The following is a 15,599-nucleotide window of genomic DNA, read 5'->3' on the forward strand; positions in this document are numbered from 1 at the left end:
GGCCTCAGCTCAGTTCGCGCAGCCGCGCAACAAGAGCCTCGCGGTAGGCCGGCGTCACGGCATCAGTGGTGAAGTCGACAAACGTCGTCTCCAGGTCGTCATGGGTGAGTTGCCAAGCACGTGCGACACGCGCGTCAATGTCGATGCGCAGGTGCTCGCGCTCGTCGGCCGCCAGCGGGCCGTACTCGACACCAACGGCCTCAGCGAATTGTGCGAAGCGGTCATCTACCGCCGAGAGGCGGGCCGCAGCGGAGACAACCGCCGGGTAGTCGGCGTCATCAAGATTGGGCACGACCAACGACTCCAATAGAAAGAAATTCATGTTGATCTCGACGTAGCGACGCACCTGCCAGTCAAAGGGCAGGCTGTTGATGATGCCAAGACAGGCAGCTTGAGTCATCTCGTCGCCGTCGACGAATGCGATGTACGGCGCCTTGTTGGTTAGAAGAACCTCGGGAGGAACCAAACAAGCGCGGGCAGTCCTGCTGTCGTCTGAGCGCGAGACATCGCGGAATGCCACCCGTGCGCGTTCAAGTTCCGAACTGACCGTCCTTCGGCGCACTGCCAACTTGACATGGTCAGCGATGAGCGAGCCGCTGCCCGGTCGTGGCTTGCGGATCTTCTGGAGCACCGCAGCACTGGCCGAGCACTTGCGTGCCGCCGCGCCGTGCGGTTCATACTGATCGAAGCTCTCGCCCTTCCACAACTGCCGACCTCCTCGGCCACTCTGCCAAAGAGACTTGTCATTGGTCTCGTGCAGCTCGGCCACGCCAAAGCACATCCATCTTCCGCCCGAACCAAGGGGAAATCTCGAACCCGTGCGCAACTTGGCCAATAGGTCAGCTTCGGCCTGCGACCTCAGGCGCGGCGTCAGCCAACCGTCGCCAAGCGATGCGACCGCCACCGGCACCCCCGTTGACGCAGCCTGAGATTCCCAGGCCTCGCTCGAGTCCGCGATCCCGAGCATCGCAACAATGTGCCCATCGGGCGGCTCTTGGCGTTGGGCGGTGACGAGTGCGACGCCGAATTGCGGGTGAGTCTCAAATGCCCACAGCCGCCGATTGATCAGCGTGTCAATGCGGCGAGCCGTCATTTCGGTATAGAGCCAGTCGCGAAAACCCTCCGAACCTTGGGTCACGAACGTCGATCTCGGCAACACCACGCCGATCATCCCGCCCTCCCGGACGAGACTTCTGTACCGCTGGCAGAAGTACTTGTAGAGGTCGGGGTCGCCGCCAGTCGAGACATACTCACCCGATGCCAGTGCGGCCCTCTCGACGGTGACGCGTTCCTGTTCCTGTTCCAGCAGGCCGGCGAGTTCGGGTCGCTCGGCGCGGAGCTCAACGATTTCAGCCTGTCGTTGATGGCTGGGGAGACCCCGAAGTCCGGGTAGGTGAAGCCCGTAGAACGCAAGCTCCTCGATCGTCACTTCTTCCCACGGCGGATTGCCTACGACGGCATCAAAGCCACGGCGCCCGTCTGCGAAGACCCGAGGAAACTCCAGTGGCCAGTGCAGGAAATGGTGCTGTGCCGCGAATCGGATGGCCGCTTCTAATTTTTTGCGAATGTCTTCGCTCACCGTGTCAGCGATGATGTCGGAACCCGATACTTCGGCCGCCTCCCGCGCGCCGACAACCTCGAAGCCCTCGGCCGTCCACAGGTCGAAGAGGCGTCGCATGCCGGCGGTTGCAACCGCGGTCTCGGCATCGGCAGCCTTGCTTGCCTCAACTTCGCTCGGTGTGCGGTCGTCGATCTCAGCTACTCGCTCCGCTGCCTCGGAGGCGTCCGCTAGGGCCGTTCGTAGCGACTGCTCTTGGAACGTGCCCTCCGGCACAACACTGGAGGCCGAGGCGACACCAATGAGCGCATTCCCGACGACGACGTTTCGGCCCAAGTACGCCAGCGACAGGCCGGGGACGAATGAGGCGAGCCACAGCGACAACGTGGCGATCTCAGCGCCCATCGGACTCACATCAGTCCCGTACACACAGTGCTTGAGCAGCAACCTGCGCAAAAGGGCCGCGTCGGTGACATCGATCCCCGCTCGCGCTTGGGACCGCAGGCCATTGATCGACTCTCGGATTTTCGGCAGCGGCGTTTCGGCGAGGAACGTAACCGTGCTCTCGGCGAGCAGGTCGGTGACTTCGACCAAGAAATGCGCGCTGCCACAGGCGGGGTCGAGCACAGCGAAGTCGAGCAGTTGATTGGCTGCGGCGACCGGGTCCTCCTTCGCGATGTGCCGTACCTCGTCGAGGTGACCTTCGAATGCAGGCAGGACCGCTTGGCGCACAAGGTGCTTCACCAGCGGCACCGGTGTGTAGTAAACGCCACCGGCCTTGCGACCACCCTCGTGGGCTTGCCACAGCAACGATCCCGAGACGATTTCAGGCTCGTCGGCGGCGGCTATGTATCGGTCCCGCCCGAGGTCGTACCGCAGCGGACGATCTGCCACGGTTAGCTGCAGACTCAGCAGCGTCTCGTAGATGTGACCGATGTGAGCGATCTCCAAGGAGGAGTAGTCGACGCCGCGGCCGGTCTCTGCATCGATGCCGACTGCTGTCAATACCTCGGCAAAGCAACGGTCGTCGAGTTCGATCTCTTCCAAGAGTGCTGCACCCTCAAAATCCCTGTTTGAGAAGAGGGCGCCGTTGTAGGCGGGCACTCCCCACGCCGGGTTGCCGGTCCGGAGTGCTCGCACCAGCGTGCCGAAGCTGGACCACAAACCCGTCGAAGCGTCGCTGACATCGTCTTGTGTCTGCTGCGCTTCGGCCACGAGTTCGGCCAGAGAATGCCGGCGGTATGTCGCGTCATCGGTCGGCAGGTAGCGCGAACTCTCGGCGTAGAGCACGAAGAGCAGCCTGAACAGCAGGGTGAGCGCGGCGCGCTGAAGCTCCTGCCTGAATTCATCATCATCAATATCCGCCCCAGTCTGAGCCACCCAGCGCTCAAGCCCGGCCGCTAGCGCGGGCAGCGCATCGTGACGAATGGTGCGGTCGAGTCGGCGCCGCAGTGCCGAGCCAAACGTCTGAGCCTCATCTTGCAATTCGGTGAAGCCACCCTCAGCCAGATAGCGAGGGGCGAGCAGTGCGAGGCATGCGCGGCGTTCATCGCCGAGCAACTGAGCGTCGAGGTCCAGCCATTCCGCCGTCGAGGCTGCAGGGTCGCAGTCAAAGAGGCGGTAACGGTTCCTGCAGGCGAGCAGCCCGTATCGAGCACCTCGTGACCGGCAGTCTGCAGCCAACACGCCTTCAGGCGGGCGACCGGCATCGTCGAGTCGCATGAAGTCGCTCGGATCCGCCTTGGGATGCACTACGGCCACGGGACTGCTGTCGAATCGAAGCAAGTACCCACGCGGCTCGAGGGTTTCGATGTCGTAGCCGAGCCCGGCGGGCAACGAGCGCCAATCGCCGTCCCAGTGCACGTCTTGAAGCGCTTCGGCAGCGAAGAGGCCGAACGTTGGATCATCCAGAATGCGGTGCTCGAGCATATGCCGGGTAAGCAATCCCGACACCAGCAGACCCCGGCCTGCGAGACGCACGACTTCGGTGGCGATGTGACGCGACGCCTCCAGCGACGGCATGGCCGCTGCCCGTTCGATTGCGGACGCAAGTCCTTCGCAATCCATTGAACGAAGTGGCTCAGTCGCTGCGCGTGGGCCGAGTACCAGGACGCTCCCATCGGTCTTCGAGTCGTCGAAGACGAGCAGGTATCCCAACTCCGAACTGCCGACCCGTTCGCGCCACCGGGCACGCATGAACGTCTCGCCGGCCTTGGATGCCGTCGCGACTTCGAGGTGACCGAAGCGGACCGTCCGTGATGCGCCAGGGCCAGGCGGCACCTCCTGTGCCACTCTGCGCGCCACCAGCCGGCTCAGCAGCTCATCGGCGTTCACGGGACGCAAGGGTACGTGCCGTCTGACAGCGAGTACCTGACCGTCCATGACCCTCCTCGCGAACGCGCATGCATGCGCATGCGACAGCGGGAAGTGCCGACTCCGAGACTAAAGACCTTGAGTGTCACTACCAAATCTATTTCGACAAGAAGTGGGCCGCGAAAGGCAGAATCGCACGCCGAGTTCGATGTCTCGGGCTGCTCGCGTGTGGCTCATACAGCTTCGACCCATGGACGCTGGCATCAGCCCCTGAGGGGAGCCGGGCTGCTTGGCCACGACCTCATCGCTTCGCCGATGCCCTGAACGGCAGGGCGGGGCACAAGTGGAATCACCTGGCTGATACCGGTTTCTGCCCCGCCCGAAACTGGATGAGTAGCCTGCTTGCTTGTCATGTCAGCAGGTCACACCGACCCCCAGCCGATTGCAGTCGAGCTACTCGACCTCGATCGCGAGAATCCCCGTCATGGCGAAGTCGAGAGCCAAGATCTAGCCCTAGCGCGACTCATCGAAGATCAAGGCGTCAAGCTGGTCAACATCGCGGTCGATATCCACGCGAGCGGACTTCACATCGCAGACCTGTTCATCGTGCTCAAGGCGGACGATGGTCGCTACACGGTGCTGGACGGAAATCGACGCCTAGCTGCGCTGCGTCTCCTCCGGACTCCTTCACTCCTCCCCGACGAGGTGCGGACACCTGATTTCAACGCGGCAGTCGCGAACTCGGGGAATCAACCCGAGACCGTTACCTGTGCAGTCGTTGCGACTCGCAGCGAAGCGAGGCTGTGGCTCGAGCGAACTCATTCCGGCGAACTGGAGGGCGTCGGAACCGTGTCTTGGGGATCGACGGCCAAGCAGCGATTTCGAGCTGCGGTGGCGGGGACCCCCAACACCCAGACGAGCAAGGCGCTTGTCATCTTGGATTGGCTGCGCCGGAAACTGCCCTCCGACCATCCGGCTCACACACACTTGGACGCAGTTGAACGCGGCAGAGTCACGAACCTGGGGCGTCTCGCAGGCGATCCTTATGTACGAAGCCGCGTGGGCTTCGAATTTGCGGGCGACACCATTTCTCTTCGTGCAGAAGTCGACACCGTCGTGGATCGGCTCGCGCACGTCGTCAAAGACTTGGCGACGGGAACCACCGTCACAACGCTCAAGCGGAAGCATGATCGTGCCCGCTACATCGACCAACTGCTCTATGGCGAGGAGGGGGAAGAGCCGCCAGACCCCCAGCTCACGCTCGATGTGGGTCGCGAGCCTGTCAGTGAAGCTGGAAGCGAGAGTCCCTCGACGACCACCGACGGCGAAACGAGCGCCGATGACAGCAGTGCCTCCACAACCAGTTCACGACTGCGGCGAACGCAACCGATTGCACACCCGTTTAGCGAAGTCGACACGACGGGGCTGCTTCCTCGCACCCGACAAGTCGTGAACGAACTCGCCACGTTGAACCCGAACATACACCCGAATGCGATTGCAGTGCTTCAGAGGTGCGTCGTAGAACTCAGCGTTGTGCAGTTCCTCAAGAGCCGAGGCCAGTCGGTGTCCAAATCGGCAAGGCTGGCCCAACTTGTCCGCGCAGCCCTCAAGGAACTGGGTATCGCGGACGACGATCAGCGCTTCCACGCCGTACAGACCCATCTGCAAAACGCGTCAAGTGTTATGTCGGTGAGACACCTACACGAGTACGTGCACAATGCGGATACGGCCCCAGGTGAATCGGACCTGAATAGCATCGCCATCGGTTACAGGCCCTTGCTCGAAGAAATCTGCACAGCACTGCGGTCTGGCTGAGTCGTCCCCAAGTGCGCTTCCTCAGTCCACTTCGATATCCCGGCGGCAAGGGACTCCTACTGAAGTTTGTCCGACAGCTCGTTGAGGCCATGGACCCTGCCCCTGCGAGATACATCGAGCCATTCGCGGGCGGCGCTGCAATCGCTCTAGGACTCCTGCACTCGGATGCAGTTCCAGAGGCCGTCATCGGCGATGCCGATCCCGCTGTTGCTGCGTTCTGGCGGGCAGCGCTCGAGCACCCTGAAGAACTCGCGGACGCCGTGTGCAGTTGCGATGTCACCCTTGACACATGGCACGAGCAATTCCACCTGCTCGAAACCGCAGACCCGGCTGATGTCGTCGCGCTTGGATTCGCGGCCTTCTTCCTGAACCGCACCAACCGTTCGGGCATCCTGCGTGCGCGGCCGATTGGCGGACTCAACCAGGATGGTCCGTATCCGCTCGACTGCCGCTTCAACCGAGCCGACTTGATTCGGCGGCTTGAACTCGTGGCGCAACTTTCCAAGCGAATCACCCTGCACGCTGGTGACGCCATAGACCTACTCGAACAGCGTTGCGCAAGTGACAGCCACGAGGCGTTCGTCTACGCCGACCCGCCGTACCTCACCAAGTCCACTGACCTCTACTTGGACGCGATGAGCTACTCCAAGCACCAGTTGCTCGCCGAGAAGCTCAATTCGGGCTATCAGCGCTGGATCGTCAGCTACGACTGCGACCCCAGAGTCGCCGACGACCTGTACTGCAACAACAACATCCTTCAATTCGGCCTTCGCCACAGCGCTGCTCGACCACACCGCGGTCACGAACTGATGGCCATGTCGACTGCCATCACTATGAAAGACGAAACGCGACTCCTACACCGAGCGATCTGGCACCGCCGGGTGACTCCGTTGCCTACCGCGATGGCGTGACCGTCAACTGCAGCATCCTCGACAGAGGCTTGGTAACCAACCGGCTCAGCTGACTTTCAAGCTTCCCAGCCGCATCAGCGCGTCTCTAGCCGTCTCAATCACCGGTCGGCGGTGGCAGCCTTCGATGTGGTCGTTGACGATGCCCGAGGCCTGCATCAGGGCGTAACAGGTGGTGGGGCCGACAAAGCGCCAGCCCAGCTTGCGCAGTGCCTTGCTCAGCGCGGTGGATTCGGGCGTCGTTGCCATCGAGGCCAGCGCTCTGTGGTCGATGACGGCTGGCCGATCATCGGGGACCGGTTCGAACGACCAGAAGAAAGCGGACAGGCTGCCGTGCGCCTCGATCGTTTCGAGTGCAGCGCGGGCGTTGTTGATCGTCGCTTCGATCTTGCCGCGGTGCCGCACGATGCCTGCGTCGCCCATCAGCCGTTCGACGTCGGCGTGGCCGAAGCCAGCCACCGCCTCGAAGTCGAATCCGCTGAATACCGCCCGGAAGTTCTCCCGCTTGCGCAGGATCGTCAGCCACGACAGCCCGGACTGGAAGCCCTCGAGGCACATCTTCTCGTAGAGACGGACGTCGTCCGTCACCGGCACCCCCCACTCAGTGTCGTGGTACGCCTCGTAGTCGTCGTGGCCTTCGCCCCACCAGCACGCCAGCGTCCCGTCGGTTCGTCGCCGGAGACCCGAAGGCACTTCGGCCGGCTGGGTCATGCGCTGCTGGCTGCGGCGACGGCGTCGTTGGTAGGCGTCGGTCCGTAGAACATCATCGTCGTGCGGTCGGCGAAGGTGTTGCGTTGCGCGATCTGGCTGCCCACCTCGGACGGGGTGCCGGACACGACGACGAGGTCCAGCAGATCATCGTCGATGAGATCGGTCATCTCTCGCCAATTGCCCTGCTTGGACAGCGTGTTGAGCTGGGGCTGCAGCCCGTCGTAGCCGTGGTGGTCGAGCGCACCCGCATAGGCCGGCGTCGAGCCGTAGAACGCCAGCTGGCCGGCTGCCGATCGACGCGCCCGCTCGATCTGCTCGTCGTTCTCTCCCATCGCGACGATGGACAGGCACGCGACAGTCACATCGCCGATGTCACGCCCTGCGGAGGTCGCACCCGCAGCCAGCGCCGGCAGCGTGACGTCGGTCATGAACTGGGCCGTGTGGAAGGGGTGGACGAAGAAGCCGTCAGCGGCGGCACCGATCACCTCGACCATGCGGGGTCCGACGCCGGCCACGTAGATCGGCGGTGCCTCCATCCCGATCGGGCCGGGATTGAAGAACGGCGTCATGAGGGTGTGAGTGTAGAACTCGCCGCGGTGGTTGAGCCGCTCGCCGGTCTCGAAGGTGTGCCAGATGGCGCGTACCGCCTCGATGTACTCCCGCATACGTTCGGCGGGGCGTGACCACGGCTCGCTGTACCGCTTGGTGATGTGGGGCTTGATCTGCGTGCCGAGGCCGAGGATGAACCTCCCGCCGCTCATCCAGTGCAGATCCCACGCCGTCACCGCGCAGGTCATCGGGTTGCGAGCGAACGCGACAGCGATGGCCGTGCCGAGCTCGATGGTCTCGGTTCGCTCCGATGCCAGCGCCAACGGCAGAAACGGGTCATGGGAGGCCTCGACAGACCAGGCCGCCGACAGGCCCCATCTCCTCGAACTGCGCGGCCTTGTCCGCGCACCCGCACGGAGTGCTCGAGGTGGTGGCACCGTCGATTCGATGCTGTGTCGTGGACGTGATGTTCATCGGTCAGACCTCCTGTGGGTTGCATCGCGCATGATGCACCCGCTCGGGAGCGGCGTGCTCGCCCGTGCAATGGCATCGTCGCCAGTGCATACAGGGATCAGAGCATCCAAGGGTCAACGTGTGCACGGATCAGCGAAATTCGGGAAGCTGGCTGAGCACATTCATGATGCCGTCGCCGGAGTATGTGACCGTCAACGTCTCGCTGGCGCGCGTCATCGCCACGTACAGCAAGCGCCGCCGCTGACGGTCCTGCTCTGCTGGCTCGTCGTCTTCGACCCAGATGTGGTTGACCCCGCCCACGATGACATGTCGGTATTCGAGACCCTTCAGCAGCTGCAGTGTCGCTACCCGGATGACATTGGTGGCCAATGCCACCTCGTCGCGGTGCTCCTGCGCGTCGAGCGAAGCCGTCGGGCCGATGCCCCGCAGCACCTCTTGTCGGAACTCCTTCCAACCAGACAGGATCACAATGTGGTCCCGCGGCACTCTGGCCGACCGCAACCGTTTCACATGGTTGAGAACGGCTTCCACCTCAGAACGCAACCCGTCGCACACTGTCACGAGCGGAACCGGTCCGCGGCGCAACGCACGATCAGGCAGCACTAGTACGTCGAAGTCGTCTGGCTGCTCTTCGCCTGGCACGCGCTGCACGGCGTCACCCAGTTGGGTGATCGCTGCGTCGAGTATCTCGCGCGTGTTTCGGTAGTTCACTTTCAAGACCTTGGTTCGGCCCTGAGCGGTTCGGCCCGGCGGATTCCACCGTCGCTTGCCTCGATATATCCGTTGGGCGCCATCGTGTGCGATCACGAGATTTTCTCGATCTGGCTTCAGCAAGGCCCACGCCAGATCCAAGCCTTGAGCACCGAGGTCCTGCGCTTCGTCGACAAGAACCATGTCATAACGTTCGGCGGCTGGCGCGGACGCCGCAATTTCCGCCGCGGCGCTGCGACGAGCCTCGAAATCGGGCCGCCCAGACTCGTTCTGGATCCAGTCCGTGCCCCTGAGCAGCTGGTAGGCCATCCGGTCGACGGTCGAGACGGACACATTGGGCGCATCGCTCAGCTCGTTGCCGAGCGCGGACGCGAGCGGGATGTTGTAGCACAACAGCAAGATGCGCCATTCAGGCAGGTGGCGGGCGATGTGTCGGGCACGATGGATCAGGATCAACGTCTTGCCGCTGCCTGCTACACCGCGTATGACCCGGTAGCCCTCGCCGAGGTGGCGCGCCAGTCGCTCCTGTTCACGGTCCAGCGCCCGGATGACGTTCTCGCTGTCGGCATCGACCGGCCTGAACATTCGCCCGACCTCGGTACCGATCACGACATCGGGCTGCACCGCCACGCGCGCAGCCTTCAACTCGTCTTCGGAAATGTCGGAGTCGGATCCGGTTTCGGCGCCAGCTGAGGTGCCATCACCGTTCCCGTGCGGGGACACGCGTGCCGGCTGCTCGAATTGGAGAACGGTGCCGCCGACAGCCTGGCACAGCGCGTCGCGCAGTCGGCTTGGCGCGAAGTCCTCTTCAGCCAAGCACGGCAATCGCGTCTCGAATTTCGAAGCGTCGGCCCGTGAAACGTCGGGCAGTCCGAGGACATGACGAACCGGCAACGTCTCCAACGAGTGCCGCAGGATCTCGACTTGCAGCGATGCGACTCGCTGAGCAATCTCGCGACGCAAGAGGTCTTGATTCAGCTTGGTACGGCGACGGCCCCACGAAATCACCTGGCGACGCGTCGGTGACTCAACGACCGCGATGCCAGCGGATCGATCCAGCACGACGAGATAGCAGGCACCGTCGTCGTCAGAGCGCGGTGCTCGTTCGAACTCTCGCCTGAGCGCGGCCGTTTCGCCGTTGCCGGTTCGCTCTAGCCATACCGTGACATCGCCGGGCAAGAAGTCACGCAGGCAGGCGGCGACAGATTGCAGCCGCTGAGGGACATCGTTGCGGCTCGCAATGTTCTCTGGCTGCATGAATGCCATTTCAAATGGTCACGCTAGTGACCCGAACAGCAGAACTACAGGAACGCTCGACCCTCGTCGGTGATCTCCAGCCGGTCGTACGGGGTGCTGTCAAGTTCTGCTGGCACCACTTGGAGAAGACCTTCGTCTGCGAGCCGGTCGATGAGCTCTCTCACGCCCTTGGGACCGATGAACTCCAGTGCGCCAACGGCCGGTTGCTGCGCAAGGCGCTCCGGCACGTCGTTGCGGCTGAATTCGGCCGACGACGGATGATCGGACACACGCTGGTGAGCGGTACCGCCCTGCGGTCGCTGTTCGCGGCCGAACACGTCTCCCACCAGCGTCCGTTCAATATTGCGGCGCGAGTAACCGGAATCGCGGACGTCGTCAAGCAGGCCGAGCACGATGCGACGCACTGGCAGAGCCTGCTGCAGTCCGTTTGCCGTGAGATGGCTGTGCGCCCATGGCCTCGGAAGCTCGGTGCAGCGGTCGCAACGACCGCAACCCGTTCGAGATGCTCGCCGCATCTCGGAACTTGAGCCGGCGTCAGGAGCGTCGAGATAGTTGAGCATGGCCTGCACTCGGCAACCCTGCTTGTCTGCTGCGAACACCTTCGCCTGCTCGGACTTGCGCTCGACATCTTCGCGACGTTGGTCGGCGAGTTGCTCAATCGCTGTCCAGTCGGGCTCCACGTCGAGGAGTTCGAGCACCCAGGCGTAGCGCCAAACGCTGAAGCCGACGATATCGTTCCGATTCAGCTCCAGCAGGTCAGCCGCAATGTCGGTTGCCGACCGCTTGAGCGCGCGCTCCCACGACTCGGCCTCGTAATGGCCGTCGCTCGCTTCGGCCTGTTCGATCAGGCGCTCAGGGGGGGCCAGAAGCACCGCCCGGTCGCGGCTGTCCAACCCGGCAGCCAACTGCTCCAAGCGCAGCCGCGTGTCCTCCAGCACCGTGACCCGACCTCGCCACGAGGTGTCTGGGTGACGACGCAATGCGCCGGCGTCCTCGAGGTAGTGCACCACTAACCCGGCCTCGACATCGTCGCTGTCGTCGTCTTCCGCGGCGATGTCTATTGGGTCATACGCCGCAAGACCCGGCCGGAGTCGACCCCACACGAGACGGATCTGAGCGATCGTCGGCGCGGCGCTGCTGATGAATCGGCGATGGATCGAGCAATCACGCGGCATCGTGAGCAGCACGGCAGTGCCAGTCTTCGGCATACCGGGATCGCCCGCACCACGTGCGGCGCGGCCAGTTTCCTGCACATATTCCTCAATGGTTGCCGGCATCTCCAGATGGACAATGAGTGCGATATCGGGCTTGTCGATGCCCATGCCAAACGCCTTGGTCGCGACGACGACATCGATTTCGCCGTAGCGGAACGCGTCCTCGACGTGCTGGCGAGCGGACGATTCCATGCCACCGTGGTAAGGGCGCGCGAGGTGACCGGCGGCTTGCAGCAGTCCTGCCACGCGCACGGCATCGCGCTGGGTCGGCACGTAAACGATGGCCGACTGCGACCGGTAGGCGTCAACAATCTGCGCCGCTCGCACGTCCCGATCCCGTCGATCCTTGCAGTGCTCGGTGTAGTAGCGCAGCTCGGGACGGTCCGGCGACAGCACGATCGGCTGGTCGCTGACCGACTCGAGCAAGCTCATGATGTCGTCTCGCACTCGCCCATTTGCTGTGGCGGTGACCGCCAAGATCGGCGGACGCCGTTCGCCGCTGCGACCTTGCGCTGCCTCGGTGATCCGCTTCAGCGCTGTGGGGATGCGCGCATACGGTGGGCGGAACGAATGACCCCATTGGGAGATGCAATGGGCCTCGTCGACCGCGATGCGTGCCACACCTATGGCCGACAACGCTTCGACAAACTCCTGCAACCACAGTCGCTCCGGGCTGACGTAGAGCAGCTTGTAGTCGCCCCGCTGCGCGCCTCGCAGCACGTCGCGCCATTCGCTCTGGCCAATGCCGCTGTGTATGGCTGCAGCTCGCGTGATGCCGCGACCACGCAAGTTGCCGACCTGGTCGTTCATGAGTGCCACCAGCGGCGAGATCACCAGCGTGACCCCCTCGAGCAGCAATGCCGGTATCTGAAACGTGATGCTCTTGCCCGATCCAGTCGGGAGCACGGCAAGCACATCCTCACCAGCGATGAAACGGGACATGGTCTCGTGCTGGCCCGGCCGCCAGCGTTCAAAGCCGAACAGCTCCTTCACCTGTTCCAGACGGTCGGCGACGATGTGGGAATCCTGTGCCTCTTCGGGCGTCAGGCGGAACGCATCGAGACGTTCCCACGGGTCAGCGCTCGGCACCGCCATCAGCTCTGCGTGCTTGTCGTCGTCAAGATCCACATCACCGAGGTGGCTGGCGATCATGCGGTAGGCCTCTTCGGGCCGGCGGGCCCGCACTTGTGTGGGCGGTCCGGGCAGCGTGCCCAACAACTGGTCCCGCCACGCAGTCGCCCGGCACGCACGATTGTCGAGCACCACGGTGACACCGCGATCCTCCGCAGTCCGGATCAGACGGCCGGCACCTTGCGCGAATCTCAGCGCAGCGCGCGGAACGGCGTAGTCGGCGAATGGGTCCTTGCCGCGGCACTCCAGAGCCTTCATGCGTGCATCGACGATCGGATCCGCCGGGGAATCGAACGGCACCTTCTCCAAGATGAGCAGGGAGAGGGCCTCGCCGGGGATGTCCACGCCTTCCCAGAACGATCGCAGCGCCAGCAGGCTCGTCGCCATCTCCGATCGCATTCGCTCGACGAGGACAGGTGCTGGCGCATCGCCTTGGGCCAGCAGCGGGATGCCGTGCGATTCGAGAATCGGCCGAAGATGGTCGCGTGTGCGCAGCATCCGGTCGCGAGCGGTTGACAGAACGAGGCCTCGTCCGCCCGCCAGCAGCAGCAGGCGACCGATTTCACGGGCGGCAGCATGGGTGAATTCGTCAATCAGCCGGGCTCGTGGCGCCGGCAGGTAATCGGTGAGCACCATGAGATGGTTCTCCGACAGCTGCTCGAACGGGCTCGGCAGCACCTGGGTGTGAACGGCACCGAGTCCCAGGGAACCGATGATGTGATCGAAGCTGCCTCGCACGGCCAGCGTCGCGGACGTCAACACCGCCGCATCGAGTCCGCCCCATAGTGCCCGCAGTCGCCCAGCAACCGAGACCGGCGAACGCCGCAGCTTCCACGTCCAGGCTTGCTCGGGGTAGGCGATCTCTGCGATGGCGATCCAGGTCTCGGACTCGGGGCTGCCAATGGCAGTGCCGCGAGGGGAGCGCGCCGCCGCCTTGTCATCGGTCGCCGTTTGGCCGCGCTCGTCGGCGTGCACCACCTGGCGGATGGTCCTGGCCGAGGAACGGGCGAGTCGTCCTAACCGCCGCATCTCTCGCTCGAGTCGCTCTTGGCGGTAGCGACCGCGCAACTCATTAGGCAGGTTGATGTTATTCAGCGCACCTGCGACGCCACGCAGCGCCTCCGCCAGACCCCGGCCCTCGCGCAGCACCGAGTAGTAGTCAGGGTGCGCGGTGTCAATTCCCGCCTGCAGTCGACGGGCGACCGGGTGGGTGTCGTCGGGACGCGCAGCCGTCCGAACACGCAAGTAGTGCACTGCCGGCTCGCCGAATTCTGCAACTTGGTCACGCACCGCATTGACCGCGCGTCGCAGCGCGTCCAAATGCTCGTGCGAGAGCGGCCAGCCGGTTGCCCGAGCAAGCCGGTACACAGTCCCACGTCGCCGGAGCGGGTCATCAAGTGCGTCGCACAGACGAGCCAAGTCCGACTCGCTGACTTCCTCGGACAGCGCGTCGGTGGCAGCGTCCTCCAAGTTGTGCGCCTCGTCGAGCACCAGCAGCTTCGCGTGATCGAGCCATTCCTCGTCGCTCACCACGAGTGCGTGGTTCAACACCGCTACATGACAGCGACGCAGCCCTTCGCGAGCTCGGCGATGGAATTCAAGCCGGTCGGTCGGGATGCGTGCTGGACCGGGACCGTCCTCGGCGCACAGCACCAATCGCAGACCCAACATGGCCTCATGCGGCCCCGTGAGCGTCCAGGTCCGCAAGTCGTCCCAGTCTCCCGTCGGCGTCTGCGACACCCAGCCGCAGATGACGGCCAATGCCAAGCCCCGATCCAGATCGGCGCTCGTTACATCCTGCTCCGCAAGCGCGTCGAGTTCGCCCGCCAGAGCATCCAGGCTCACGTAGTTACTGCGTCCCTTAACCAGCACCGCTGAGAAGGGCGCAAGTTCTTCCTGCAGGTTCTCCAAGGTCACCAAGATCTGGTCCTGTAGGACCTTCGAGTGGGGCGCGACTGCCACGGTGCGACCTGTCGCGCGAGCGTGTTCGATCGCAGGCACCAAGTAGGCGAGGGTCTTGCCCGTGCCGGTGGGGGCCTCGATGAGCTGGCGCGTCCCGAAGTGCAGTGCTTCGGCGACCTGCCGAGCCATTTGCACCTGCTGAGGCCGAGGCTTCCGGCCGTGGGACATGAGCACCCCGCCCTCGTCCAGCATTGCTGCAGCGCGCTCGGACTCGGACTCAGATTCGGAGTTGCCAGATTCCGGGTCGGGTTCGGTCACGTCAGCTTCTGGCACAACATCAGACAGGTTGGCCAACTGGCCAAGCGACGTCGAGAATTCAGACCACGGATGCCCCGCCGTTCTCAAGACCCAGCGCTGGAGGCGACGGGCGGCCGCATCCTCGTCGAGCATCGCCAGCAGATGCGGCACAACCGCCGCCAGCAGGCGTGCATCGCCGAGCGCCCGATGGATATCGCGGGGTGCCTGACCAACCAAGCACTGCGCCAGGTCATCGAGGTTGCGGCCCGGTGGTGGAGAACTGCCGTCTACGTTGCGGACAGCTTCGCGACCAGCACGGGGAAAGGCCAAATGTGCCAGTTCCAAGGTGTCGAGGCGCTGGCCATCGAACGTGGACAGGCCCGCCTGCTGCGTTGCAGCGTCCAGCAACGGGAAGTCGTATCCAAAGCCGTTGTGCGCCATGAGCGGTCGGTCCCGGGCAAAGGCAGCGAATTGCCGTAACGCCTCGTCGGGTGTCGGAGCATGTGCCAATTCGTCATCGGTCAGCCCGGTGAGCTCTCGTGTGTGCAGACGAAGCGGCCGGGTCGGCCGCACCAGCGTCTCGAACTGACCAATCTCCGCGCCGTCGACGACCAGCACGGCTCCGATCTCGATGATTTCATGCGCCGGCGGGTCGGAGCGGTCCGCGTTCGCCTCCAGATCGAACACCACGTACTCGCGCATCGTCCACCGCTCGCTAGCCGATTACCTCGCTGCAACGTAGACGACGCAACAAAGACG

The 15,599-nt window shown here is 63.9% G+C and carries 7 protein-coding genes; 2 read left to right on the top strand and 5 right to left on the bottom strand.

Annotation, left to right across the window (positions count from 1 at the left end; genetic code table 11):
* Positions 1–4: 4 nt before the first annotated feature.
* A complete protein-coding gene (locus ACOQPH_RS12145) occupies positions 5–3,892 on the bottom strand; it encodes an Eco57I restriction-modification methylase domain-containing protein (protein ID WP_420621646.1) in 3,888 nt (1,295 codons plus the stop codon).
* 390 nt (positions 3,893–4,282) lie between these two features.
* Here ACOQPH_RS12145 and ACOQPH_RS12150 point away from each other — a divergent pair, with 390 nt between their 5' ends.
* Positions 4,283–5,686: a hypothetical protein gene (locus ACOQPH_RS12150; protein ID WP_420621647.1), complete on the top strand. Its 1,404-nt coding sequence runs from the start codon at positions 4,283–4,285 to the stop codon at positions 5,684–5,686.
* A gap of 89 nt (positions 5,687–5,775) precedes the next feature.
* Positions 5,776–6,597: a DNA adenine methylase gene (locus tag ACOQPH_RS12155; protein WP_420621648.1), complete on the top strand. Its 822-nt coding sequence runs from the start codon at positions 5,776–5,778 to the stop codon at positions 6,595–6,597.
* Between the two features lie 45 nt (positions 6,598–6,642).
* Here the strand turns inward: ACOQPH_RS12155 and ACOQPH_RS12160 are convergent, their stop codons facing one another.
* The 4 genes from ACOQPH_RS12160 to ACOQPH_RS12175 form a co-directional block, all read right to left on the bottom strand.
* Complete coding sequence (locus tag ACOQPH_RS12160; RefSeq protein WP_420621649.1) at positions 6,643–7,305, bottom strand: DNA-3-methyladenine glycosylase I; 663 nt, start codon at positions 7,303–7,305, stop codon at positions 6,643–6,645.
* Complete coding sequence (locus ACOQPH_RS12165; RefSeq protein WP_420621650.1) at positions 7,302–8,177, bottom strand: TIGR03617 family F420-dependent LLM class oxidoreductase; 876 nt, start codon at positions 8,175–8,177, stop codon at positions 7,302–7,304. Before ACOQPH_RS12165 ends, ACOQPH_RS12160 begins: the two co-directional genes overlap by 4 nt.
* Positions 8,178–8,457: 280 nt before the next feature.
* Complete coding sequence (locus ACOQPH_RS12170) at positions 8,458–10,305, bottom strand: 3'-5' exonuclease (protein WP_420621651.1); 1,848 nt, start codon at positions 10,303–10,305, stop codon at positions 8,458–8,460.
* 35 nt (positions 10,306–10,340) lie between these two features.
* Complete coding sequence (locus ACOQPH_RS12175) at positions 10,341–15,542, bottom strand: RecQ family ATP-dependent DNA helicase (protein ID WP_420621652.1); 5,202 nt, start codon at positions 15,540–15,542, stop codon at positions 10,341–10,343.
* Between the last annotated feature and the right edge of the window lie 57 nt (positions 15,543–15,599).

Source organism: Candidatus Poriferisodalis sp. (assembly GCF_965221945.1).
Lineage (GTDB): Bacteria > Actinomycetota > Acidimicrobiia > Acidimicrobiales > Poriferisodalaceae > Poriferisodalis.